The organism is Methylobacterium sp. 142-1Y, from assembly GCF_057747795.1.
The window spans coordinates 5568224-5590181 of sequence record NZ_CM173224.1 but is presented as its reverse complement, the minus strand read 5'-3'; the positions used below and the strand labels follow the sequence as shown (position 1 = coordinate 5590181).

Sequence of the window (21958 nt, the reverse complement as noted above, 5' to 3'; positions counted from 1 at the left end):
CGCCCAGAACGGCAGTTTCGCGAACAGGGGAGGGCCGTACCGCATGCACGCGCAGGCCGTGATCCTCGACCGTCCCGAACGGCTCGGCCTCGCCGACCTCGCTCTCGACGCGCCCGGCCCCTCTGATGCGACCGTGGAGGTCGCCTGGAGCGGCATCAGCACCGGCACCGAGCGCCTGCTCTGGTCGGGGCGGATGCCGGACTTTCCCGGCATGGGCTATCCATTGGTCCCGGGCTACGAATCGGTCGGAATCGTCGTCGAGGCCGGGCCCGAATCCGGCCGCCGCGTCGGCGAGACGGTGTTCGTGCCGGGCGCCCGCTGCTTCGGGCCGGTCCGCGGGCTGTTCGGCGGCGCGGCCTCGCATCTCGTCTCGGCCGGCCACCGGCTGCGGCCGATCCCCGATTGTCTCGGCGAACGTGGCATCCTGCTCGCGCTCGCCGCCACCGCGCGCCACGCCCTCGAAGGCAGCGCGGCGGAAGGGCGCCAGCTCGTCGTCGGGCACGGGGTGCTCGGCCGGCTCCTCGCTCGCCTGATGCGGGTCTCCGGCCTCGACCCGGTGGTGTGGGAGCGCGATCCCGCCCGCCGCGGCCAAGAGGACTACCCGGTGATCGACCCGAGCCAGGACGACACCCGATACGCCCGCATCATTGATGCGAGCGGCGATGCCGGTCTCCTCGATACCCTGATCGCCCGGCTCCAGCCCGGCGGCGAGGTGGTGCTGGCGGGCTTCTACGAGGCGCCGCTCGCCTTCGCCTTCCCGCCGGCTTTCTTACGCGAGGCGCGGATCCGCGTCGCGGCGCAGTGGCAGCCGCACGACCTCGACGCGGTGGCGGCGCTCGCCGGCACCGGCGCCCTGTCCCTCGACCGCCTCGTCACCCATCGCCGCCCGGCAGCAGGGGCGCCTGACGCCTACCGCAGAGCCTTCGGCGATCCCGACTGCCTCAAGATGATCCTCGATTGGAGAGCCCAGCCATGAACGCTTCGCTGACCGGCGCCGCCCTCCAGGCCTCGATCCTGCGGGCCGAGGCCGCCATCCCGCCGGACCCGGTGCCGACCACCGCGACCCGCGAGACCCAGATTATCGCGATCTACGGCAAGGGCGGCATCGGCAAGAGCTTCACGCTCGCCAACCTGTCCTACATGCTGGCGCAGCAGGGCAAGCGGGTGCTGCTGATCGGCTGCGACCCGAAGAGCGACACCACCTCGCTGCTGTTCGGCGGCCGCGCCTGCCCGACGATCATCGAGACCTCGACCAAGCGCAAGCTCGCCGGCGAATCGGTCGAGATCGGCGACGTCTGCTTCAAGCGCGACGGCGTCTTCGCCATGGAACTCGGCGGGCCGGAGGTCGGCCGCGGCTGCGGCGGGCGCGGCATCATCCACGGCTTCGAGCTTCTGGAAAAGCTCGGCTTCCACGAATGGGGCTTCGACTACGTCCTGCTCGACTTCCTCGGCGACGTGGTCTGCGGCGGCTTCGGCCTGCCGATCGCCCGCGACATGTGCCAGAAGGTCATCGTCGTCGGCTCGAACGACCTGCAATCGCTCTACGTCGCCAACAACGTCTGCTCGGCGGTGGAATACTTCCGCAAGCTCGGCGGCAATGTCGGCGTCGGCGGCCTCGTCATCAACAAGGACGACGGCACCGGCGAGGCGCAGGCCTTCGCCGAGGCCGCCGGCATCCCGATCCTCGCCTCGATCCCCGCCGACGACGACATCCGCAAGAAGAGCGCGAATTACGAGATCATCGGCCGGCCGGACGGGCGCTGGGGCCCGCTCTTTGCCGAACTCGCCGACAATATCGGCACCGCCCTGCCGCATCGCCCGACGCCGCTCAGCCAGGACCAACTCCTCGGCCTGTTCAAGGGCGAGGCGGTCGGACGCGGCGTGGTGCTCGATCCGGCGAGCGACGCCGACATGCGCGGCCGGGCCGTCGAGCGCAAACCCTCCCTCGAAGTCGTCTACGAGGCGGTGTGACCATGGGCGCCTCCCTCGACCTCAAGGCGCTGCGCGCCCGAAAACCCGTCGATGCCCCGGTCAACCTGGAGGCGACGCGCCAGGACGGGCTCGGCTGCCATTCCGGCAAGGAGACGATGGCCCGAGCGGCGGAAGCCGCCGGCATGGGCGAGACCCTGGACGCCCTGAAGCGCGATTACCCCACCGGTCCCCACGACCAGCCGCAGAGCATGTGCCCGGCCTTCGGGTCGCTGCGGGTGGGCCTCCGAATGCGCCGCACCGCCACGATCCTGTCGGGCTCGGCCTGCTGCGTCTACGGCCTCACCTTCACCTCGCATTTCTACGGCGCGCGGCGGACCGTCGGCTACGTGCCGTTCAATTCCGAGACGCTCGTCACCGGCAAGCTGTTCGAGGACATCCGCGACGCGGTGCGCGAGACCGCCGATCCGGCGCTTCACGACGCGGTCGTGGTCATCAATCTCTGCGTTCCGACCGCCTCCGGCGTGCCGCTGCGGCTCCTGCCCCGCGAGATCGACGGGGTGCGGATCATCGGCATCGACGTTCCGGGCTTCGGCGTGCCGACCCATGCCGAGGCCAAGGACGTGCTCGCCGGCGCGATGCTGAAGGTCGCGCGCGGTGAGGCGGAGCACGGCCCCGTCGCCGCCCCGCGCCAGCCCCGCGACGGCCGCCCGACGATCGCGCTGCTCGGCGAGATGTTCCCGGCCGATCCGATGCAGATCGGGGCGCTCCTCGATCCGCTGGGCTTGAGCGCCGGCCCGGTCGTGCCGACGCGGGAATGGCGCGAGCTCTACGCGGCGCTCGACTGCACGGCGGTGGCGGCGATCCACCCGTTCTACACCGCCTCCTTGCGCGAGTTCGAGGCGGCGGGCCGCCCGGCGGTCGCCTCCGCCCCGGTCGGCCATGACGGCACCGCCGCCTGGCTCGACGCGATCGGCGAGACCTGCGGCATCTCCCCCGCGATGGTCGCGGCGGCGAAGAACCGGTTCCTGCCGGCGATCCGCGGCGCTCTCTCCGCCAACCCGATCCGCGGCCGGATCACGCTCACCGGCTACGAGGGCTCGGAACTGCTGGTGGCCCGCCTCCTCATCGAGAGCGGCGCAGAGGTTCCTTACGTCGGCACCGCCTGCCCGCGCACCAAGCACTCGGAGGCCGACCGCGACTGGCTCGAGGCCCATGGCGCCCGGGTGCAGTTCCGCGCCTCCCTGGAGCAGGACCTGCAGGCCGTCGAGGAATACGGGCCCGACCTCGCCATCGGCACGACGCCGGTGGTGCAGAAGGCCAAGGAGCGGGCGATTCCCGCGCTCTACTTCACCAACCTGATCTCGGCCCGCCCGCTGATGGGCGTCGCCGGGGCCGGCTCGCTGGCCCAGGTGATCAACGGCGCCATGGCGCAACGCGACCGGTTCGACGCCATGCGGTCGTTCTTCGCCGGCGTCGGCACCGGCCACGCCGCCGGGATCTGGGAAGACGTGCCGAAGAAGCGGGCGGCGGTGAAGCGGGCCGCGCCCGAGAAGCCGGTCGGGGAGATGGCCTGATGCTCGTCCTCGATCACGACCGCGCCGGCGGCTATTGGGGCGCCGTCTACGTCTTCACCGCGGTGAAGGGCCTCCAGGTGGTCATCGACGGTCCGGTGGGCTGCGAGAACCTGCCGGTGACCTCGGTGCTGCACTATACCGACGCGCTGCCGCCGCACGAATTGCCGATCGTCGTCACCGGCCTCGCCGAGGAGGAGCTCGGCCGCCACGGCACCGAGGGTGCGATGCGCCGCGCCCATGCGACGCTCGATCCGAAGGAGCCGAGCGTCGTCGTCACCGGCTCGATCGCCGAGATGATCGGCGGTGGCGTGACGCCGGAGGGTACCAACCTCCAGCGCTTCCTGCCCCGCACCATCGACGAGGACCAGTGGCAATCCGCCGACCGGGCGATGTCCTGGCTCTGGGCCGAGTACGGAGCGAAGAAGGCGGCCAAGAAAGGCGTGATCCCGCCCCGGCCGGAGCGGGCGCCGGGGGTGAAGCCGCGGGTCAACCTGATCGGCCCGGCCTACGGCACCTTCAACATGCCCTCCGACCTCGCCGAGATCCGGCGCCTCGTCGAGGGGATCGGGGCCGAGGTGAACCTGGTGTTTCCGCTGGGCAGCCACCTGTCCGACATCCCGCGCCTGGTCGAGGCCGACGCCAATATCTGCCTCTACCGCGAATTCGGGCGGCTGCTCTGCGAAGCCCTCGACCGGCCCTATCTCCAGGCTCCGATCGGTGTCCACAGCACCACCAAGTTCCTGCGTGCGCTCGGCGAGATCTTGGGCGTCGATCCCGAGCCGTTCATCGAGCGGGAGAAGCACACGACCCTGAAGCCCCTGTGGGACCTCTGGCGCTCGGTCACGCAGGACTTCTTCGCCTCGGCGAGCTTCGGCGTGGTGGCGACCGATACCTATGCGCGGGGCCTGCGAAATTTTCTCGAAGACGAGATGGGCCTGCCGTGCCGGTTCAGCTTTTCGCGCAAGGCCGGTGCCAAGCCCGACAACGCGGCGGTCCGCCAGGCCATCCGCGAGACGCCGCCGCTGGTCCTGTTCGGCTCCTACAACGAGCGCCTCTACCTCGCCGAGAGCGGGGGAAGGGCGGTCTTCATCCCGGCCTCGTTCCCCGGGGCGGTGGTGCGGCGCCATACCGGCACGCCGTTCATGGGTTATTCGGGCGCCACCTACCTGGTCCAGGAAGTCTGCAACGCGCTGTTCGACGCGCTCTTTCACATCCTGCCGCTGTCGCGCGACATGGACGCCGTCGAGGCGACGCCCGCCCGCGCTCACCGCGCTTTGCCGTGGGACGACGAGGCCCGCGAGCGCCTCGACGCCTCGGTGGAGGAAAGCCCGGTCCTGGTGCGCATCTCCTTCGCCAAGCGCCTGCGCGACGCCGCCGAGCGCGAGGCCACGCGCGCCGGCTCCGACAGCGTCACCGGTATGTGCGTCGAGCGCGCCCGCCTCGCCCTTGCGGCAGCCTGACGCCGAAGCTTTTCCGGCGCGGCCTCCGCCGCGTCGGCCACGGAAGACGCCGCGCGAATCCCGCGGGCCAGGGAGGAAATCATGAGAGCTGGAACCATGTCCCGTTCGTTCTTCACGGTTTCGCGGTCCCGTTCGGAAGCGGTCCAGTTCCGGGCCTTCCTGGCGGCGACCTACCCGGTCTTCCTGGCCGCCGCCCTGGTGCAGCGCCTGCGCCCCGCCGCCGAGCCGCGCCGCTCGGTCTTCGTCGAGGCCCGGGCGATGGCGCTCTCGGCGATCCCCTTCGCCTTCATGGGGTGAGGCCCGTCCGGGGCGAGATGCCCCGGGCGGCCCTCCCGTCGAATCCGAGTTTCCGTCGCCGTCCCGCGCGGCGGAGAGACCGCCCGTCCGTCACGGCCGGGCAAAGCCGCGCGGGAGCCCCCGCGCGGATCCGCATCCGGAGGTTCGGCAATGGCCAACGGCATGGACAAACCCAGCGTACTGTCAGGACTCACCGAAGAGGAGGCGAAGGAGTTCCACGGCATCTTCGTCACCAGCTTCATCATCTTCACGGCGATCGCGGTCGTCGCGCACTTCCTCGTCTGGCTGTGGCGGCCCTGGCTGCCCGGGCCCAACGGCTACTCGGCGCTGGAAAGCAGCGTGAAGGTCGCCGCCACCAGCATCCTGCCCTTCTTCTCGTAGGCAAGGAGTGACCGCCATGCACAAGGTCTGGCTTCTCTTCGATCCGCGCCGCACGCTCGTCGCGCTCTTCACCTTCCTGTTCGTCCTCGCGCTGCTGATCCACTTCATCCTGCTCAGCACCAACCGGTTCAACTGGCTGGAAGGCCCGGCGGCGAAGAAGGCGGAGATCGCGCAGATGCACGTCCTGCCGACCTGACCGGCCGGCGGACCGGGCGCCCCTCACGGGAGTGCCCTCGCACCGCGGACGGGCCTCGGGCCCGCCCGCGGCCACCACGCTTTCGCGGACGGGGAGGGCCGCGCCCATGGCCATGCTGAACTTCGAGCGCAAATACCGGGTCCGCGGCGGCACTCTGCTCGGCGGCGACCTGTTCGATTTCTGGGTCGGGCCGTTCTATGTCGGCTTCTTCGGTGTGCTGGGGCTGTTCTTCACCCTGCTCGGCACCGGCCTGATCGTCTGGGGCGCGGCCTTGGGCCCGACCTGGAACATCTGGCAGATCAACATCGCGCCCCCCGACCTCAAATACGGGCTGGCGCTGGCGCCGCTCCGTGAAGGCGGCCTGTGGCAGATCATCACCTTCTGTGCCGTCGGGTCGTTTTCCTGCTGGGCGCTGCGCGAGGTCGAGATCTGCCGCAAGCTCGGCATCGGCTATCATGTGCCCTTCGCCTTCTCGGTCGCGATCTTCGCCTACGTGACCCTGGTGGTGATCCGCCCGTTCCTGATGGGCGCCTGGGGCCATGGCTTTCCCTATGGGATCCTCAGCCACCTCGATTGGGTGTCGAACGTCGGCTACCAGTATCTCCACTTCCACTACAATCCGGCGCACATGCTCGGCGTGACGTTCTTCTTCACGACGACCTTCGCGCTGTCGCTGCACGGCTCGCTGATCCTGTCCTCGACGAACCCGCCGAAGGGCCAGGTGGTCAAGACCCCCGAGCACGAGGACACCTTCTTCCGCGACACGATCGGCTACTCGATCGGCACGATCGGCATCCACCGGCTCGGCCTGTTCCTCGCCCTCTCGGCGGGGTTCTGGAGCGCGGTCTGCATCGTCATCAGCGGCCCGTTCTGGACCCGCGGCTGGCCCGAATGGTGGGGCTGGTGGCTGAGCCTGCCGATCTGGCGCTGAGTCTCACCCGCGTTCGCACGACACCACCCTTCAGAAGGCATCCGCCGCCATGGGGTATTACCAGAACATCTACACCCAGGTTCAGGTCCATCCGCTCCACCCCGAGGCCGGGGTCGAGATTCCGGAGATCGACAATCGTGCCGGCAAGGGCGGCTTCAGCTATCTCGCCGGTCTCGTCGGCAACGCCCAGATCGGCCCGATCTATCTCGGTACTCTCGGCACGATGTCGCTCGCCTGCGGCTTCATCGCCATCGAGATCATCGGGCTGAACATGTGGGCCTCGGTGAACTGGGATCCGATCCAGTTCATCCGCCAGTTGCCCTGGCTCGCCCTCGAGCCGCCTCGACCGGAATACGGGCTCACGATCCTGCCGCCGCTCGCCGAGGGCGGCTGGTGGCTGATCGCCGGCTTCTTCCTCACCGCCTCGATCCTGCTGTGGTGGGTCCGCCTGTTCCGCCGCGCCCAGGCGCTGGGCATGGGCTACCACGTGCCCTGGGCCTTCGCCTCGGCGATCTGGCTCTACCTGGTGCTCGGCTTCATCCGGCCGATCCTGATGGGGAGCTGGAGCGAGGCGGTACCGTTCGGCATCTTCCCGCATCTCGATTGGACCGCGGCGTTCTCGCTGCGCTACGGCAACCTGTTCTACAACCCGTTCCACATGCTCTCGATCGTCTTCCTGTACGGATCGACGATGCTGTTTGCCATGCACGGCGCCACCATCCTGGCGGTGAGCCGCTACGGCGGCGAGCGTGAGATCGAGCAGATCGTCGATCGCGGCACCGCGACCGAGCGCGCCGCCCTGTTCTGGCGCTGGACTATGGGCTTCAACGCCACGATGGAATCGGTCCACCGCTGGCTGTGGTGGTTCGCCTTCCTCACCACGCTCACCGGCGGCATCGGCATCCTGCTCACCGGCACGGTCGTCGACAACTGGTACCTCTGGGCGGTCAAGCACGGCGTCGCGCCGCATTACCCGCAGATCTACGGCCCGGTGGTGGATCCGCTCGCCAGCCCGGGAGGCACGCCATGAAGATCGCGCTCCAAATCCTCGGCGTCGTGGTGGCGGTCCTGCTCACCGGCGCGATGTTCGGCACCGCGGGCTGGTCCCGGCCCCCGGTCCGCTCCGAGCAGACCGGATTCCGCGGCACCGGCATGGTGCAGGTGCAGAATCCCCGTACCCTGGCGGTCAAGCTCGAGGAGAACGCCGCCCCGGCGCCGCAAGACCCGGTTCCTCCCGGCGGCGATCCCGCGACCCAGACCTACCAGAACGTCAAGGTGCTGACCGACCTCTCGACCGACCAGTTCAACCGCGTGATGGCCTCGATCACCGAGTGGGTCGCCCCCGAGCAGGGCTGCGCCTATTGCCACAACGTCGAGAACATGGCCGACGACAGCGTCTACGCGAAGACCGTCGCGCGCTCGATGCTCCGGATGGTCCGGCACATCAACGCCGACTGGAAGAACCACGTCGGCGAGACCGGCGTGACCTGCTACACCTGCCACCGCGGCAACCCGGTGCCGAAGGCGGTCTGGCACGACAATCCCGGGCCGCCCCACGCGCAGGGCTTCGCCGCCCGCGCCAACGGCCAGAACCATCCGGCCCCGGAGGCCGGCCTGACCTCGCTCAACGTCGATCCGTTCCAGGGCCTGCTCGACGATCAGACCATCGACCAGAACGCCATCCGGGTCGCGGCGAAGACCGCCCTGCCCACCAGCCCGTCGAAACCGCTCCAGACGACGGAGAAGACCTACGCCCTGATGATCCACATGGCGGAGGGCCTCGGCGTCAACTGCACCTTCTGCCACAACAGCCGCGCCTTCTCGTCCTGGGAGGAGAGCACCCCGAAGCGCGTCACCGCCTGGCACGGCATCCGGATGGTGCGCGACATCAACGGCAACTACATCACGCCGCTGACGCCGGTCCTGCCCGAGGCCCGGCTCGGACCGGAGGGCGATCCGCCGAAGGCCAATTGCACCACCTGCCACCAGGGCCTGTCGAAGCCCCTCAACGGCGCCCAGATGCTCAAGGATTATCCGGAGCTTGCCGGAGGGCCGATGCCGGCGGCGAAGTAGGGGCTGCCATCAGGATCACCCGACGAGGCCCCGGTTTCGCGAGGAACCGGGGCCTCGTCACGTCCGACGGACCGATGCCGGTACGCGATAGACACTGGGGGACGCATAGGCCAAGCTTCGAGGTCAAGCTCTCTCACCCTCGACCTCATTCTGAGGTGTTATACGAAATCCGGAAGATCCCTTCCGGATTTCGTATCACGAGCCCGCGCGGCGCCTGAGCGAAGCCGATTTCCGCATCGCGAAGCGATCAGCCGGAAATCGTATTAGTCGATTGAAAATCGACTGACCTCGAAGGAGGCCTCCAGCAGGCTCCGCGATCCCTGGAACCCTCCTTCGAGGCTCCCTTCGGTCGCACCTCAGGATGAGGCTGTGCGTGGGAGAGGCGGGCGCCCCTCCGAAGGCTCCGTCATAGACCGCACAGACCGATGACGCGCAATCGATTGCCTGCAACCGGCATGTATTTCCGGCATCCCGGGTTGCGCGCAGACTTGGGATCATCTCATGACGATTTGCCGCATCGGCGGAATCAAGGACTCGCGGAGTTGGATGGATACGTGCGACGGCGGTCTTTCGCCCGTGCGCCCGTCAACCCCCGCCCGTTCCAGGGCATCTTCCGGAGGCAACGGCCATGGGCGATTCCGGCCTGATCTACATGCTCGCCTTCACGACCTTCGCGCTGGTCATCCTGTTCCTGATCTGGCAGCGGATGCGCGTCCAGCGCGCCAAGGAGACCGGCGAGCGCTCGAGCTTCACCGACCACCACGGCGGCACGCCGCGGCCGCACCAGGGGGTGGATCCGCGGTGAGGGCCGCGGGGCGCGTCGATCTTGGTGTCACGCGCCGGGTCGGGTGCGTGAACCGACTCGTTTCGCATCGGCGTTTGCAGGCAAGTGCTGGTTTCGGCGGGCTCCGGAATCTGTGTGACTTGGTCCTGCAGATTTGACACCCTCCGCGTCATTCCGGGGCCGCGCAGCGGAGCCCGGAATCCAGAGCCGCGGAGGGCGCCAAAAAGGGCGGATCGCGTTCCGCTTTATCTTTGTCCACCAGGGTTTCTGGATTCCGGGCTCCGCTTTCGCCGCCCCGGAATGACGCGGAGACTATTGATGTGTCGTGCCAATGAAGCAGGCGGTACCCGGGCTCAAGCGCCGACCAGCATCCGGGTCAGATCGCTCTGCGCCTCGGCCAGACCCGCGATGACGCTCAGATGATGCGTTCCCGCGATCTCGCAGGCCCGCGTCTCGGCCCCGAGCCCGTGCCACATCGTCGGCAACAGGAGGTTCTGGCGCCGGAATTCCGGCAATTCGTCTCCGCCGGCGACGGCGACCAGCCGGGCCCCCGGGCGCGGCGCGTGCAGCACCGGGCTCTCGGCCCGCGCCTCCTCGGCATCGAGGTGCAGGACCTGGTTCATCTGCGTCGCGAGGAGCGGGCGCAGGTCGTGGACGCCGCTGATCGAGACGACGCGGGCGAGGCGATCGGCGCAGGCGAGCGCGACATCGCTGCAGAGCATCCGGGTGACGAGGTGGCCGCCGGCGGAATGGCCCGACAGATGGACCGGCCCCGCAACCTCGGCGCTCGCCCGGTCGAGGAAGGCCGCGATCTCGGCGGTGATCCTTGAGATGCGCGCCTCCGGGCAGAGCGTGTAGCTCGGCAGGGCGACGGCGAAGCCGTGGGCCAGCGGCCCGGCGGCGAGGTGCGACCAGACCGAGCGGTCGAACGCCTTCCAGTAGCCGCCATGGACGAACACCGCGAGGCCGGCGGGCGCCCCTTCCGGCAGGAACAGGTCGTAGGCGTGGCGCGGGCCCGCCCCGTAGGGCAGCCCGAGCCGCGCGCGGCCCTGCCCCGCGAGCCGGTCGCGGAAGGCCGCGGCGGCCTCGATCCAGCGCGGCGGATAGGCCTTGGCATCCGGGATCGCCCCGAGATTGTCGTAGGCGCGGTCGATGTCGCCGACCGCGCCGCCGGTGGTCCAGCCGGTCGCCTGCATCACGCGGCGTCCGGCACGATCGCGGTCGCCTCGATCTCGACCAGCGCGCCGGCCTCGACGAGATCCGCGACGCCGACCAGCGCCATGGCGGGGAAGTGGCGCCCCATCACCCGGCGGTAGACCGGCCCGAGATCGGGCAGCGCGGCGCGGTAGGTGTCGACGCTGCGCACGTACCAGGTGAGCCGGGCGATGTGCTCCGGCCCGGCCCCGGCCTCGGCCAGCACGGCGAGGATGTTGCGTAAGGTTTGCTCGACCTGCGGGATGAAGCCCTCGGCCAGGACCTCGTTCTCGTCCCAGCCGATCAGGCCGCCGGTCATCACCACGGTGCCGCGGCCGGCCATGCCGTTGGCGTAGCCCCGCGGCTTCTTCCAGCCGGGGGGCTGGAGGGTGGAGAGGGCAGGGGTCTCGGCGGTGCTCCCGGGGTGGAGCGGGATCGGGCTGGCGGTCATGCGGTCTCTCCCTGGATTGCCGCGGCTTGTGCCTCGGCCTGCCGGCGCAGGGCGAAGCGTTGCAGCTTGCCGGATTCGGTCTTGGGCAGGCTCGGCACGTAATGCACCGCCCGCGGGTACTTGTAGGGCGCGAGGTCGTTCTTGACGTGGTCCTGCAGCGCCTTGGTCAGCGCGTCGTCGCCGGCGAATCCCGGATTCAGCACCACGTAGGCGGCGACGATGCGGCCGCGCTCGGGGCAGGGCGCGGCGACGACGCCCACTTCCGCCACCGCCGGATGGGCGAGCAGGCTTGCCTCCACCTCGGGGCCTGCAATGTTGTAGCCGGCCGAGACGATCATGTCGTCGTTGCGGGCCTGGAACCAGAAATAGCCGTCCTCATCCTGGAGGTAGGTGTCGCCGGTGACGTTCCAGCCGTCCTGGACGTAAACGGTCTGGCGCTCGTCGGCGAGGTAGCGGCAGCCGATCGGCCCGCGCACCGCGAGCCGTCCCGGCAACCCGGGCGGGCAGGGCCGGCCGGCCTCGTCGATCACCCGCGCCTCGTAGCCCGGCACCGGCCGTCCCGTGGCGCCGGGTCGGATCTCGTCCTCGGGCGAGGCGATGAAGATGTGCAGCATCTCGGTCGCGCCGATGCCGTCCATCAGCTTGATCCCGGTCGCCTTCAACCAGGCGTGCCAGGTCGGCGCCGGCAGGGTCTCGCCGGCCGAGACGCACTTTCGCAATGACGACAGGTCGTGCTGGCCGATCAGCCCCAGCATCACCCGGTAGGCGGTCGGCGCGGTGAACAGCACCGTGGCGCGATGGCGCTCGATTCCTGCCGCGAGGTCGGCCGGTCCCGCCTTCTCGAGCAGCACCGCCCGGGCGCCGACCCGGAAGGGGAACAGCACCAGCCCGCCGAGGCCGAAGGTGAAGGCGAGCGGCGGCGAGCCGATGAACACGTCGTCCTCGGTCGCCCGCAGGACCTCGCTCCCGTAACAGTCGCAGATCACCAGGAGGTCGCGGTGGTAATGGATCGTCGCCTTCGGCAGGCCGGTGGTGCCGGAGGTAAAGCCGAGCAGGCACGGATCGTCGGCGCGAGTCGGGGGCGGCTCGAACCGGTCGCCCGCCTCGTCGAGCAGGTCACCGAGTTCACCCCCGGCGGTGCCGCGCCAGGTGACGACCCGCACCGGATCGCTGCGCCCGTCCGCCGCCTTCGCCATCTCGTCGATCAGGCCGGCATCGCACAACGCCAGCGGGATGCGGGCCTTGTCGAGGATCTGGGTCAGTTCACGGGCGCGAAGCAGCGGCATCGTCGCCACCACGATCCCCCCGGCCTTGATGATGGCGAGGTAGAGTGCGACCTTGGTCGGGTTGTTGGCCGAGCGCAGCAGCACCCGCCCGCCCGGCACGAGGCCGAGCCGATCGACGAGGACGTTCGCCATCCGGTCGATCTGGCGTGCCAGCTCGGCATAGGTCCAGGTCACGTCCGGGCCGACGAGGGCCACCCGGTCGCCGCGCCCCTCCATCACGTGCCGGTCGACCAGCTCGACCGTGGCGTTCAGGTGCTCGGGGTAGCCGAGCCGGTCGAGGTTGACGAAGTCCGGCATCCGGTCCGGCGGCGGCAGGTTGTCCCGCACGAAGGTGTCGGGCTGCCGGGCCCACGGGCTCCCGCCGGGGCGGGACCCCGTCCCGGTGGGATGCGCGACGGCCGGGATCTCCGGCATAGGGGCGTTCTGCACGGCAGCCTCCATCGGACAAACCTCCTCTCAGGCGAGAATCTGGCGGGCGATGACGAGCTTCTGGACCTCGGTCGCGCCCTCGTAGATCCGCAGCGCCCGGATCTCGCGGTAGAGCGTCTCCGGCACCGAGCCGGAGCGGACGCCCTCGCCGCCATGAAGCTGCACCGCCCGGTCGATCACCTCCTGGGCCGCTTCCGTCGCCACCATCTTGGCCATCGCGGCCTCGCGGGTGATGCGCGGCGCCCCGGAATCCCGGGTCCAGGCGGCGCGGTAGACGTGGAGCGCCGCGGAATCGATCGCCGTCGCCATCTCGGCGAGGCTGGTCTGGGTCAGCTGCATCGCGGCGAGCGGCGCCCCGAACAGCTTTCGGGATTGCGTGCGCGCCAGGGACGCGTCGAGGGCCCGGCGGGCGAAGCCGAGCGCCGCGGCGCCGACGGTGGAGCGAAAGACGTCGAGCGTCGCCATCGCGACCTTGAACCCGGCTCCGGCCTCGCCGATGCGGTTCTCCGCCGGCACCCGGCAATCCTCGAAATGCAGCCGGGCGAGCGGGTGGGGGGCGATGGTGTCGAGCCGCTCCGCGATCCCCAGGCCGGGCGTGTCCGCCGGCACGAGGTAGGCCGAGAGGCCGCGCGCGCCGGGCCCCTCGCCGCTGCGGGCGAAGACGACGTACTGGTCGGCGATGCCGCCATTCGAGATCCAGGTCTTCTCGCCGGTAAGCCGCACCGTGCCGTCGGGCATCGGCGTCGCCGCGAGCGCGATCTGGGCGACGTCGGAGCCGGCCTCCGGCTCGGTCAGCGCGAAGGCGGCGATGCGGCGGCCCGCCCGCACCCCCGGCAGCACCGCCTCGCGCTGCGCCGCCGTGCCGGCGAGCGTCAGCGCCCCGGTGCCGAGCCCCTGCATGGCGAAGGCGAAATCGGCCAGCCCGTCATGGCGCGCGAAGGTCTCGCGCAAGAGGCAGAGCGCCCGCACGTCGAACCGCCCGTCCTCGGGAGCGGCGTAGTGCAGGAACCCCGCCTCGCCGAGAGCGGCGACGAGGCGCCGGCACGAGGCGTCGACGTCGTGGTGGTCGACGAGGTCGGGCACCGTGCGGGCGGCCCAGTCGTCGGCCTCCGCCGCGAGGTCGCGGTGGCGGGGCTCGAAGAACGGCCAGTCGAGAAAGCTGCGATCGGGCATGGTCAAAGCCCTTCCACTTGGTTCATCACACCCACAACCTCATCCTGAGGTGTCAGTCGATCGTCGATCGACTGACCTCGAAGGAGGCCTCCAGGGACCACAGCGATGTCTAGAGCCCTCCTTCGAGGCCCACTGCGTGGGCACCTCAGGATGAGGTCGAGGGTGGGACAGGGCTGGATTCCGAGGGCCATGGGCTCAATTCCCCTCGAAGACCGGCTTGGACTTGCCGGCGAAGGCCTCGAAGGCGCGGCGGAAATCCTGGGTCTTCATGCAGAGCGCCTGGGCCATCGCCTCGGCGTCGATGGCGGCATCCACCCCCATCGCCCATTCCATGTGCAACATCCGTTTGGTCAGGCCGTTGGCATAGGCCGGGCCCTGCACCAGGGCGCGGGCGGTCTCCCGGGCCGCCGCCAGCGCTTCGCCCGCCGGGACCAGGCGGTTGAAGAAGCCCCAGCGCTCGCCCTCCTCGGCGCTCATGAAGCGGCCGGTATAGAGAAGCTCCGAGGCCCGGCCCTGGCCGACGATCCGGGGCAGGATCGCGCAGGCGCCCATATCGCAGCCGGCGAGGCCCACCTTGTTGAACAGGAACGCCACCTTGGCGCCGGCCGCGGCCACCCGCAGGTCGGAGGCCATGGCGATGATCGCGCCGGCTCCCGCGCAGACGCCCTCGACCGCCGCCACGACCGGCTGCGGGCAGGCGCGCATCTCCTTGACGAGGTCGCCGGTCATCGTCGTGAAGGCGTGGAGGTCGGCCGCGCCCATGGCGGTCAGCGGCTCGATGATCTCGAACACGTCGCCGCCGCTCGAAAAGTTGCCGCCGGCCCCGGTGATCACCACCGCCGTCACGCTCTCCTCGAAGCGCAGGGCCCGGAAGGTGTCGCGCAGTTCGGCGTAGCTCTCGAAGGTGAGCGGGTTCTTCTTCTCTGGCCGGTTGAGCGTCACGGTCGCGATGCCGCCCTCGATCGCGAAGCCGAAATGCTGCGGCGTGAAGCCCTCGAGCGGGGCCGCGATGGCGTTCTGGCGCCTCATGGTGCCTCCCTGGCGTTTTTGTCTGGGTTTCGTAGGAGTGCCCCCCGGCCGCACCGAGGCCTTGAGGGCGGAGAGCTGGGTCGACAGGGCGTCCTGCTCGGCCGGATCGAGGGCGCCGACGAGCTCGGCGATCCAGTCGGCATGGGCCCGGGCCATCTCGGCGAAGACCGCGCGGCCTTGGCGCGTGAGCCGCACCTGCACCGCGCGGCGGTCGGCCTCGGAGACCTGGCGGTCGATCAGCTCCTCCTGCGCCAGCCGCTCGACGAGGCCGGTGACGTTGCCGTTCGACACCATCATCCGGCGCGACAATTCCCCGAGCTGGAGGCCGTCCGGCGCGCGCTCCAGCTGCGCCATCATGTCGAAGCGGGGGAGCGTGGTGTCGAACCGGTCGCGCAGGCGGCGGCGGATCTCCGCCTCGATGGTGTTGGCGGTGGTGAGCAGGCGCAGCCACAGCCGCAACTCGGTGCGGTGGGTCGGCAGCTCCGAGGGGATGTCGAGGGGGGCGTTCACAGCTCGCCTCCCGCCACCGCGATGGCCTGGCCGGTCACGGCCCCGGCGCCCGGGCCCGCAAGCCACATCACGGCATCGGCCACTTCCTCCGGGCGGACCAGCCGGCCCATCGGGTTGTGGCGGGTGAACTCGGTCAGGAGGTCGTCGCGGGTGCGACCGGTCTTCGCCTCCAGCCCGTCGATGGCCGTGCCGACGAGGTCGGTATCGGTGAAGCCGGGGCAGACCGCGTTGACGGTGATGCCGGTGGCGGCGAGTTCCAGCGCCAGCGCCCGGGTGAGGCCCACCACCGCGTGCTTGGCGGCGCAATAGGCCCCCACATAGGCGTAGCCCTTGAGGCCCGCCGTGGAGGCGACCGAGACGATCCGCCCCCCGCCTTGCGCCTTCATGCCCGGCACCACCGCCCGGGCGGCGACCAGCACCGGTTCGAGGTTGAGCGCCATCATCCGGCGCAGGGTGTCGACGTCGCTGCGGGCGAGCGGTGCGGTCTCGGCGCCGCCGGCATTGTTGACCAGCACCGCGACCGGGCCGGCCTGCTCGGCGGCCTGCGCCAGGGCGCGCTCCAGGGCCGCCGCGTCGGTGACGTCGGCCGCGACGGCCTGGGCGGCGCCGAGTTCGGCCTTGGCCCGCTCGGCGCTCGAAGGCGTGCGGCCGAGCACCGTCACCCGCTCCCCCGCCGCCACGAACCCGGCCGCGATCGCCCGCCCGATGCCGCGGGTGGCGCCGGTGACCAGGATGTGGCAGGGAGAGAGGTGGGTCATGGATATTTCAACCTTAAAGGATTTGGGCGTGGGTCGTTCTCGTAGAGCACTTTCCCCTCCCCCCTGTGGGGAGGGGCTAGGGGTGGTGGTGGCGCCGGATTGACCGCGCGCTCTACGCGGCACCACCCCCACGTGGGATCTTCGATCCCCATGACCCCTCCCCACAGGGGGGAGGGGAAGGAGCTACACCGCCACCCGGAGCGGGCTCACGTTCCCCGCCACCGCGAAGCCGGCCTTGCCGGCATAGCCGCCGACGATCGCCTGCCTCTCGGCGTGGCTCAGCACGTCCTCGATCCGGGAAAACCCCGCCGGCGCCCGCTTCTCGACCTCGTCGATCACCCGCTCCGGCCCGCCCTTGCGGTTGAGCATCACGATCTCGGCGGTCTTCGGCCGGCGCTCGGCCTCGTAAGACGAGAGCGCCTGCATCGGATGCTCGGACCGGGCGAGCGCATCGCCGAGCGCCCGGGCGTCGAGGATCGCCTGCGAGGCGCCGTTGGAGCCGACCGGGTACATCGGATGGGCGGCGTCGCCGAGCAGCGTCACCCGGCCGTGGGTCCAGCGCGGCAGCGGATCGCGGTCGCACATCGGGTATTCGAAGATCTGCGGCGTCGCCTCGACGAGGGCGGCGAGGTCGAAATCCGGCAGGGCGAAGCGACGGGCGTAAGGCAGCACCTGCGAGCGGTGGGCGGGGCGCGACCAGCTCTCCTTGGGCGGCGGCGAGACTCGTCCATCCGCCATCTTCACGAACACCACCCAGTTCATCAGCTGGCGCCCGCCCTCGGCCTCGGCGATCGGGTAGAGGACGCATTTCGCCCCCATGCCGCCGCCGATCGCCATGGTGCGGCCGTCGCCCCAGGGCGCCCATTCCGTGGCGCCGCGCCACATCAGCACCCCGTCCCAGCGCGGCGGGCCCTCGTCGGGGAAGAATTTTTTCCGCACGACCGAGTGGATGCCGTCGCAGGCGATGAGCACGTCGCCCCGCAGGGTGCGGCCGGCATCGCCTTTCAGCGAATCGGTGAAGTGCGCGGTGACCCCGCCCTCGTCCTGCAGGAAGCCGGAGAGCGCCAGCCCGGTCTTCACCGCGTCGGGACCCAGCCGCTCGCGCACCGCGTCATACAGAACCGCCTGCAAGCGCCCGCGATGGATCGAGAATTGCGGCACCGGATGGCCCGCATCGATCCCGCGCGGCTCGCGCCAGACCTCCTGGCCCTGGCGGTTGTAGTAGGCCAGTTCCTTCGTGCGGATCGCCACCCGGTCGAGGGCCGGCAGCAGGTCGAGCTCGGCGAGTTCCCGGATCGCGTGCGGCAGGGTGTTGATGCCGACCCCGACCTCGCGCACCTCGGAGGCCTGCTCGACGATCGTGGCGCGGATGCCGCGCCGGTGGAGCATCAGGGCGGTGGCGAGGCCACCGATCCCGGCGCCGACGATGATGACGCGCATGGCCTCACTCCGCATCCGGGGGCGGCAGGAAATCGACCTCGTGCTTGGCCGAGATCGCCACCACGTCGGCCGGATTCGCCTGGGGGCCGAGATTGTGCAGGGCCCAGAACAGGTCGTAGAGGCGGCGGGCCGGCGAGACCCAGAACACGCACTTCACGTCGGCGTCCGAGCGGTTGAACAGCCCGTGCGGCTGGCCCCGCGGCAGCCGGATCGTATCGCCCGGCTCGGCCACGCTCTCCTGCCCGTCGAGCACGGCGGTCAGGCGCCCTTGCAGGATGTAGAGGAACTCGTCCTGAGTCGGGTGGATGTGCGGCGGCACGAAGGTGCCCGGCGGAAAGGTCGCGTGCCAGGACAGCGAGCTCTCGGAATGCTGCTTGGGCACGTAGATCTGCCCGAGGATGTTCCAGCGGACGCCCTCGATGCCTTCACCGGCGCGGGTGATGCCTGCGGTCATGGGGGTCATGGGCCTACTCCGTCGACAGATGTTTCACACATGAAGGAACCGGTCCTTCACCTCCGGCGCCTCGCGAAGCGCCGCACTCGTGCCGGTCCAGACCACGCGGCCCTTCTCGATCACCACGTGGCGGTCGGCGAAGCGGGCCAGCGCATCGACGTTCTTGTCGATCACCAGGATCGCCTCGCCCTCGTCCTTGATCGCCCGCAGGCAGGCCCAGATTTCCTCGCGGATCAGCGGCGCCAGCCCCTCGGTCGCCTCGTCGAGGACGACGAGGCGCGGGTTGGTCATGAGCGCCCGGCCGATCGCCAGCATCTGCTGCTCGCCGCCCGAGAGCTGGTCGCCGCCGTTGCGGCGCCGCTCCTTGAGGCGCGGGAACAGGCGGTAGACCGCCTCGAGGCTCCACTTGGCGCTCCGGCCGCCGCGATGGGTCGCGACCAGGTTCTCCTCGACCGAGAGGGTCGGGAAGACCTGGCGCCCCTCCGGCACCAGCCCGAGGCCCCGGCGGGCGACGAGGTGGGAGGGACGCCCGGCCATGTCCTCGCCGTCGATCAGGATGCGGCCGGCCCGGGGCTTCAGGAGGCCGAAGATCGATTTGACCGTGGTGGTCTTGCCCATGCCGTTGCGGCCGAGCAACGTCACCACCTCGCCCTTCGCCACCGACAGGTCGATCCCGAACAGGATGCGGGAATCACCGTAGGCGCTCTCAAGACCCTCGACGGTGAGCATCAGGCCGCCTCCTCCTCGCCGAGATAGGCGGCGCGCACCGCCGGATCGGTGCGGACCGCCTCGGGCGCGCCGCTGGCGATGACGCGGCCATAGACCAGCACGCTCATCCGGTCGGCGAGCGCGAACACCGCCTCCATGTCGTGCTCGATCAGCACGATGGTGTGGGTGGATTTCAGCTCGCGCATCAGCCCGACCAGGATCGCCGATTCCTCCGGGCCGGTGCCGGCGAGCGGCTCGTCGAGGAGGAGCAGGCGGGCCTTCGTCGCGAGCGCCACCGCCAGTTCGAGCTGGCGCTTCTCGCCATGCGACAGGCTGCCGGCCCGGCGCGAGGCGCGGTCGGCGAGGCCGACGCGGCCGAGCGCGGCAAGCGCCTCGGCGTTGAGGTCCGCTTCGCGCACGGCCGGGCGGAAGAAGCGGAAGCTCGAGCCGGAGCGGGCCTGGACCGCGAGCGCCACGTTCTCCAGCACCGAGAACCCGTCGAGGATCGAGGTGATCTGGAACGAGCGGGCGAGGCCCCGCCGCACCCGCGCCGTCATCGGCAAAGCCGTCACGTCCTCGCCGGCGAGATGCACGGTGCCGGAATCGCTGGCAAGGCTGCCCGACAGCTGGTGGATCAGCGTGGTCTTGCCGGCGCCGTTCGGGCCGATGATGGCGTGCAATTCGCCCGCCGCGACGTCGAGGCTGACGCCGTCGGTCACCCTCAGGGCACCGTAGGATTTCCGGAGGTTCCGGACGGAGAGAAGCGGGGTCACGCGCGCCTCCCGAGCTTCGCCGCGAGCCCGGCGAGGCCGCCGCGGGACAGCAGCACCACCGCGACCAGCATCAGCCCGAGGCCGAGGCGCCAATGGTCGGAGTAATGCGCCAGCACCTCTTCCAGCGCGATCAGGGCGGCCGCCCCGACGACCGGTCCGATGAGCGTGCCCATGCCGCCGAGCACCACCATGACGATCAATTCGCCCGAGCGCTGCCAGCTCATGTAGGCCGGCGAGACGAACTCGGCCTGGTTGGCCAGCAGCACCCCGGCAAGCCCCGCGACGGCACCGGCGATCACGTAGGCGGTGAGCCGGTAGGGCAGGGGCGAGAAGCCGATCGCCTGCATCCGCACGGCGTTGTCGCGGCTGCCGCGCAGCACCCGGCCGAAGCGCGAGGCGACGACGCGGCGCAACGCCAGCAGCGCGACCGCCAGCACCGCCAGCACGAGGTAGAACAGGGCCGGATCGCCCTCGATCAGCCGCATCCCGAACAGGGTCGAGCGGCCCGAGAGCGGCAAGCCGTCGTCGCCGCCGTAGGGCGCGAGCGAGACCATGAAGAAATACGCCATCTGCCCGAAGGCCAGCGTGATCATGATGAAGTAGACGCCGCGGGTGCGAAGCGAGATTGCCCCGGTGACGAGGGCGAAGAGGGCGCAGACGAGGGCCGCTACCGGCGCCTGGATCGCCAAGTCGCGGATGCCGTGGGCGTCGAGGATGCCGACCGCGTAGGCCCCGAGCCCGATGAAGGCGGCGTGGCCGAACGACACCATCGCGCCGTAGCCGAGGACGAGGTCGAGGGAGAGGGCGGCGAGCCCGAAGATCATCATCCGGGTCGCGGTGACGACCAGGAAGGGCAGGCCGGCGGCCTCCGCCGCGACCGGCAGGGCGGCGAGCGCCGCCAGGACCAGCCCGGCGAGGGCCGTGCCGGAAAAGACGGCCCGGCGCCGGGGCGGCTCGGCGGTGACGCGGGCGACGAGGGCGGTCATCGGGACCCCCGCGCCGGAAACAGGCCGGAGGGCCGGAAGAACAGGATGGCCGCCATCAGGATGTAGATCAGCATCGGGGCGAGCGTCCGCCCGGTCTGCGAGGCCGCGGAGGCATCCATGACGCTGCGCAGCAGGATCGGCCCGAAGGTGCGGCCGAGCTGGTCGGCGAGACCGACGAGGAGGCCGGCCACGAAGGCGCCCCGCACCGAGCCGACCCCGCCGATGACGATGACCACGAAGGTGAGGATCAGCACCGAATCGCCCATGCCGGGATCGACCGACAGGATCGGCGCCACCATCGCGCCGGCGAAGCCCGCCAGCATGGCACCGAGCCCGAACACCACCAGGAACAGCCGGCGGATGTCGATGCCGAGCGCCGCCACCATCGGGCCGTTGCTGGCGCCGGCCCGCAGGCGCATGCCGAGGCGGGTGTGGTTGACGAGGAGGTGGAGGCCGAGCGCGGTGGCGAGGCCGGCGGCGATGATCGCGACCCGGTAGAGCGGGTAATGCAGGGTGCCGACGAGATGGACCGAGCCCGACAGGGCGTCCGGCACCGGCACGCTCATCGGGGCGGCGCCCCAGACGATCCGCACGCCCTCGTTGAGGATCAGGATCAGCCCGAAGGTGGCGAGCACCTGGTCGAGGTGGTCGCGCCCGTAGAGGTGGCGCACCACCAAGACTTCGAGGGCGAGGCCGAAGACGAGCGTCGCCGGGAGCGCCAGCAGCAGCCCGAGGCCGAAGCTGCCGGTGGCGGCGGTGAAGCTCGCCGCGAGATAGGCGCCGATCATGTAGAGCGCGCCGTGGGCGAGGTTGATGAGGTCCATCACCCCGAAGATCAGCGTCAGCCCCGCCGCCACCAGGAACAGCAGGATGCCGAGCTGGACGCCGTTCAGCGCCTGGATCAGGAACAGGTTGAGCATCACACGACCCGATCGCGCGGGGTTTGCCCAAAGGCACGTGCTACCCTCCGCGTCATCCCGTAGAGCTGTTCGGGGAACCGGAGGAACGCGGGTTCCCCCTCTCCCCGCGGGCGGGGAGAGGGCTGTGTCCCCCTTGCCGGGGACACAGCAAGCGTAGGCGCAGCCGGAGCGAGGGTGAGGGGGTTTCGACGGATGAGGCTCCTCCGGCAACACCCCCTC

General features: G+C 70.4%; 23 protein-coding genes and 1 pseudogene. 11 read left to right on the top strand and 13 right to left on the bottom strand.

All coding sequences use genetic code 11. The features are described from left to right. Nucleotides 1-43 precede the first annotated feature (43 nt). The 11 genes from bchC (at nucleotide 44) to AC3AOF_RS25610 (ending at nucleotide 9649) form a co-directional block, all read left to right on the top strand. Nucleotides 44-976 (top strand): chlorophyll synthesis pathway protein BchC, encoded by a 933-nt coding sequence (gene bchC / locus AC3AOF_RS25660; protein ID WP_488346862.1) that lies wholly within the window; start codon nucleotides 44-46, stop codon nucleotides 974-976. Next, entirely contained in the window at nucleotides 973-1971 is a 999-nt protein-coding gene (locus AC3AOF_RS25655) for a chlorophyllide a reductase iron protein subunit X (protein WP_488346861.1), read from the top strand. Before bchC ends, AC3AOF_RS25655 begins: the two co-directional genes overlap by 4 nt. A gap of 2 nt (nucleotides 1972-1973) precedes the next feature. Then, a complete protein-coding gene (gene bchY / locus AC3AOF_RS25650) occupies nucleotides 1974-3506 on the top strand; it encodes a chlorophyllide a reductase subunit Y (protein ID WP_488346860.1) in 1533 nt (510 codons plus the stop codon). Further along, complete coding sequence (gene bchZ / locus AC3AOF_RS25645) at nucleotides 3506-4966, top strand: chlorophyllide a reductase subunit Z (protein ID WP_488346859.1); 1461 nt, start codon at nucleotides 3506-3508, stop codon at nucleotides 4964-4966. Before bchY ends, bchZ begins: the two co-directional genes overlap by 1 nt. A gap of 81 nt (nucleotides 4967-5047) precedes the next feature. Beyond that, on the top strand, nucleotides 5048-5263 hold the full coding sequence (locus AC3AOF_RS25640) for a hypothetical protein (protein ID WP_236988214.1): 216 nt from the start codon (nucleotides 5048-5050) through the stop codon (nucleotides 5261-5263). Between the two features lie 150 nt (nucleotides 5264-5413). Then, complete coding sequence (pufB, locus tag AC3AOF_RS25635) at nucleotides 5414-5644, top strand: light-harvesting antenna LH1, beta subunit (RefSeq protein ID WP_236988215.1); 231 nt, start codon at nucleotides 5414-5416, stop codon at nucleotides 5642-5644. A gap of 16 nt (nucleotides 5645-5660) precedes the next feature. After that, a complete protein-coding gene (gene pufA, locus AC3AOF_RS25630; protein WP_236988217.1) occupies nucleotides 5661-5840 on the top strand; it encodes a light-harvesting antenna LH1, alpha subunit in 180 nt (59 codons plus the stop codon). Between the two features lie 106 nt (nucleotides 5841-5946). Continuing rightward, entirely contained in the window at nucleotides 5947-6771 is an 825-nt protein-coding gene (gene pufL / locus AC3AOF_RS25625) for a photosynthetic reaction center subunit L (protein ID WP_236988218.1), read from the top strand. Between the two features lie 49 nt (nucleotides 6772-6820). Then, nucleotides 6821-7801: a photosynthetic reaction center subunit M gene (pufM, locus tag AC3AOF_RS25620; protein ID WP_236988219.1), complete on the top strand. Its 981-nt coding sequence runs from the start codon at nucleotides 6821-6823 to the stop codon at nucleotides 7799-7801. Continuing rightward, the gene (gene pufC, locus AC3AOF_RS25615; RefSeq protein ID WP_488346858.1) at nucleotides 7798-8844 is read left to right on the top strand and encodes a photosynthetic reaction center cytochrome PufC; all 1047 of its coding nucleotides are present in this window, start codon (nucleotides 7798-7800) and stop codon (nucleotides 8842-8844) included. The genes pufM and pufC overlap by 4 nt, the downstream gene beginning before the upstream one ends. 628 nt (nucleotides 8845-9472) lie before the next feature. After that, nucleotides 9473-9649 carry a hypothetical protein gene (locus tag AC3AOF_RS25610; RefSeq protein WP_206289885.1) on the top strand — a complete coding sequence of 59 codons (177 nt, stop codon included), beginning with the start codon at nucleotides 9473-9475 and terminating at the stop codon, nucleotides 9647-9649. 332 nt (nucleotides 9650-9981) lie between these two features. On the opposite strand, the gene AC3AOF_RS25605 is transcribed toward AC3AOF_RS25610, so the two are convergent. From AC3AOF_RS25605 to AC3AOF_RS25545, 13 genes and pseudogenes are all read right to left on the bottom strand, one after another. Beyond that, entirely contained in the window at nucleotides 9982-10824 is an 843-nt protein-coding gene (locus AC3AOF_RS25605) for an alpha/beta hydrolase (RefSeq protein WP_488349055.1), read from the bottom strand. Beyond that, nucleotides 10824-11273: a RidA family protein gene (locus AC3AOF_RS25600; RefSeq protein ID WP_488346857.1), complete on the bottom strand. Its 450-nt coding sequence runs from the start codon at nucleotides 11271-11273 to the stop codon at nucleotides 10824-10826. Before AC3AOF_RS25600 ends, AC3AOF_RS25605 begins: the two co-directional genes overlap by 1 nt. Beyond that, on the bottom strand, nucleotides 11270-12856 hold the full coding sequence (locus AC3AOF_RS25595) for an AMP-binding protein (protein WP_488349054.1): 1587 nt from the start codon (nucleotides 12854-12856) through the stop codon (nucleotides 11270-11272). The genes AC3AOF_RS25600 and AC3AOF_RS25595 overlap by 4 nt, the downstream gene beginning before the upstream one ends. A 159-nt stretch (nucleotides 12857-13015) precedes the next feature. Continuing rightward, a complete protein-coding gene (locus AC3AOF_RS25590; RefSeq protein WP_488346856.1) occupies nucleotides 13016-14161 on the bottom strand; it encodes an acyl-CoA dehydrogenase family protein in 1146 nt (381 codons plus the stop codon). A gap of 195 nt (nucleotides 14162-14356) precedes the next feature. After that, complete coding sequence (locus AC3AOF_RS25585) at nucleotides 14357-15190, bottom strand: enoyl-CoA hydratase family protein (RefSeq protein ID WP_488349053.1); 834 nt, start codon at nucleotides 15188-15190, stop codon at nucleotides 14357-14359. A gap of 258 nt (nucleotides 15191-15448) precedes the next feature. Further along, nucleotides 15449-15544, bottom strand: a pseudogene (locus AC3AOF_RS25580) (MarR family winged helix-turn-helix transcriptional regulator); the annotation flags it as partial. Nucleotides 15545-15696: 152 nt separating this feature from the next. Beyond that, a complete protein-coding gene (locus AC3AOF_RS25575) occupies nucleotides 15697-16458 on the bottom strand; it encodes an SDR family NAD(P)-dependent oxidoreductase (RefSeq protein WP_488346855.1) in 762 nt (253 codons plus the stop codon). Nucleotides 16459-16641: 183 nt separating this feature from the next. Further along, on the bottom strand, nucleotides 16642-17898 hold the full coding sequence (locus AC3AOF_RS25570) for a flavin-dependent oxidoreductase (RefSeq protein ID WP_488346854.1): 1257 nt from the start codon (nucleotides 17896-17898) through the stop codon (nucleotides 16642-16644). Between the two features lie 4 nt (nucleotides 17899-17902). Further along, nucleotides 17903-18361, bottom strand: a complete 459-nt coding sequence (locus AC3AOF_RS25565; protein WP_091888912.1) for a cupin domain-containing protein — start codon at nucleotides 18359-18361, stop codon at nucleotides 17903-17905. A 24-nt stretch (nucleotides 18362-18385) separates the two neighbouring features. Continuing rightward, nucleotides 18386-19081: an ABC transporter ATP-binding protein gene (locus AC3AOF_RS25560; protein WP_488346853.1), complete on the bottom strand. Its 696-nt coding sequence runs from the start codon at nucleotides 19079-19081 to the stop codon at nucleotides 18386-18388. Beyond that, nucleotides 19081-19833: an ABC transporter ATP-binding protein gene (locus AC3AOF_RS25555; protein WP_488346852.1), complete on the bottom strand. Its 753-nt coding sequence runs from the start codon at nucleotides 19831-19833 to the stop codon at nucleotides 19081-19083. Before AC3AOF_RS25555 ends, AC3AOF_RS25560 begins: the two co-directional genes overlap by 1 nt. Further along, the gene (locus AC3AOF_RS25550) at nucleotides 19830-20819 is read right to left on the bottom strand and encodes a branched-chain amino acid ABC transporter permease (RefSeq protein ID WP_488346851.1); all 990 of its coding nucleotides are present in this window, start codon (nucleotides 20817-20819) and stop codon (nucleotides 19830-19832) included. The genes AC3AOF_RS25555 and AC3AOF_RS25550 overlap by 4 nt, the downstream gene beginning before the upstream one ends. Then, on the bottom strand, nucleotides 20816-21739 hold the full coding sequence (locus tag AC3AOF_RS25545) for a branched-chain amino acid ABC transporter permease (protein ID WP_488346850.1): 924 nt from the start codon (nucleotides 21737-21739) through the stop codon (nucleotides 20816-20818). Before AC3AOF_RS25545 ends, AC3AOF_RS25550 begins: the two co-directional genes overlap by 4 nt. Nucleotides 21740-21958 lie beyond the last annotated feature (219 nt).

Excerpts from the sequence above, each read along its gene's own strand:
- AC3AOF_RS25600 (WP_488346857.1), bottom strand. The coding sequence starts at position 11,273 with ATGACCGCCAGCCCGATCCCGCTCCACCCCGGGAGCACCGCCGAGACC.
- AC3AOF_RS25565 (WP_091888912.1), bottom strand. The coding sequence starts at position 18,361 with ATGACCCCCATGACCGCAGGCATCACCCGCGCCGGTGAAGGCATCGAG.
- AC3AOF_RS25550 (WP_488346851.1), bottom strand. The coding sequence starts at position 20,819 with ATGACCGCCCTCGTCGCCCGCGTCACCGCCGAGCCGCCCCGGCGCCGG.
- AC3AOF_RS25605 (WP_488349055.1), bottom strand. The coding sequence starts at position 10,824 with ATGCAGGCGACCGGCTGGACCACCGGCGGCGCGGTCGGCGACATCGAC.
- AC3AOF_RS25570 (WP_488346854.1), bottom strand. The coding sequence starts at position 17,898 with ATGCGCGTCATCATCGTCGGCGCCGGGATCGGTGGCCTCGCCACCGCC.
- pufB (WP_236988215.1), top strand. The coding sequence starts at position 5,414 with ATGGCCAACGGCATGGACAAACCCAGCGTACTGTCAGGACTCACCGAA.
- bchZ (WP_488346859.1), top strand. The coding sequence starts at position 3,506 with ATGCTCGTCCTCGATCACGACCGCGCCGGCGGCTATTGGGGCGCCGTC.
- AC3AOF_RS25610 (WP_206289885.1), top strand. The coding sequence starts at position 9,473 with ATGGGCGATTCCGGCCTGATCTACATGCTCGCCTTCACGACCTTCGCG.
- AC3AOF_RS25590 (WP_488346856.1), bottom strand. The coding sequence starts at position 14,161 with ATGCCCGATCGCAGCTTTCTCGACTGGCCGTTCTTCGAGCCCCGCCAC.
- AC3AOF_RS25655 (WP_488346861.1), top strand. The coding sequence starts at position 973 with ATGAACGCTTCGCTGACCGGCGCCGCCCTCCAGGCCTCGATCCTGCGG.
- AC3AOF_RS25595 (WP_488349054.1), bottom strand. The coding sequence starts at position 12,856 with ATGCCGGACTTCGTCAACCTCGACCGGCTCGGCTACCCCGAGCACCTG.
- pufC (WP_488346858.1), top strand. The coding sequence starts at position 7,798 with ATGAAGATCGCGCTCCAAATCCTCGGCGTCGTGGTGGCGGTCCTGCTC.
- AC3AOF_RS25575 (WP_488346855.1), bottom strand. The coding sequence starts at position 16,458 with ATGACCCACCTCTCTCCCTGCCACATCCTGGTCACCGGCGCCACCCGC.
- AC3AOF_RS25560 (WP_488346853.1), bottom strand. The coding sequence starts at position 19,081 with ATGCTCACCGTCGAGGGTCTTGAGAGCGCCTACGGTGATTCCCGCATC.
- pufL (WP_236988218.1), top strand. The coding sequence starts at position 5,947 with ATGGCCATGCTGAACTTCGAGCGCAAATACCGGGTCCGCGGCGGCACT.
- AC3AOF_RS25640 (WP_236988214.1), top strand. The coding sequence starts at position 5,048 with ATGAGAGCTGGAACCATGTCCCGTTCGTTCTTCACGGTTTCGCGGTCC.
- bchY (WP_488346860.1), top strand. The coding sequence starts at position 1,974 with ATGGGCGCCTCCCTCGACCTCAAGGCGCTGCGCGCCCGAAAACCCGTC.
- AC3AOF_RS25545 (WP_488346850.1), bottom strand. The coding sequence starts at position 21,739 with ATGCTCAACCTGTTCCTGATCCAGGCGCTGAACGGCGTCCAGCTCGGC.
- pufM (WP_236988219.1), top strand. The coding sequence starts at position 6,821 with ATGGGGTATTACCAGAACATCTACACCCAGGTTCAGGTCCATCCGCTC.
- bchC (WP_488346862.1), top strand. The coding sequence starts at position 44 with ATGCACGCGCAGGCCGTGATCCTCGACCGTCCCGAACGGCTCGGCCTC.
- pufA (WP_236988217.1), top strand. The coding sequence starts at position 5,661 with ATGCACAAGGTCTGGCTTCTCTTCGATCCGCGCCGCACGCTCGTCGCG.
- AC3AOF_RS25585 (WP_488349053.1), bottom strand. The coding sequence starts at position 15,190 with ATGAGGCGCCAGAACGCCATCGCGGCCCCGCTCGAGGGCTTCACGCCG.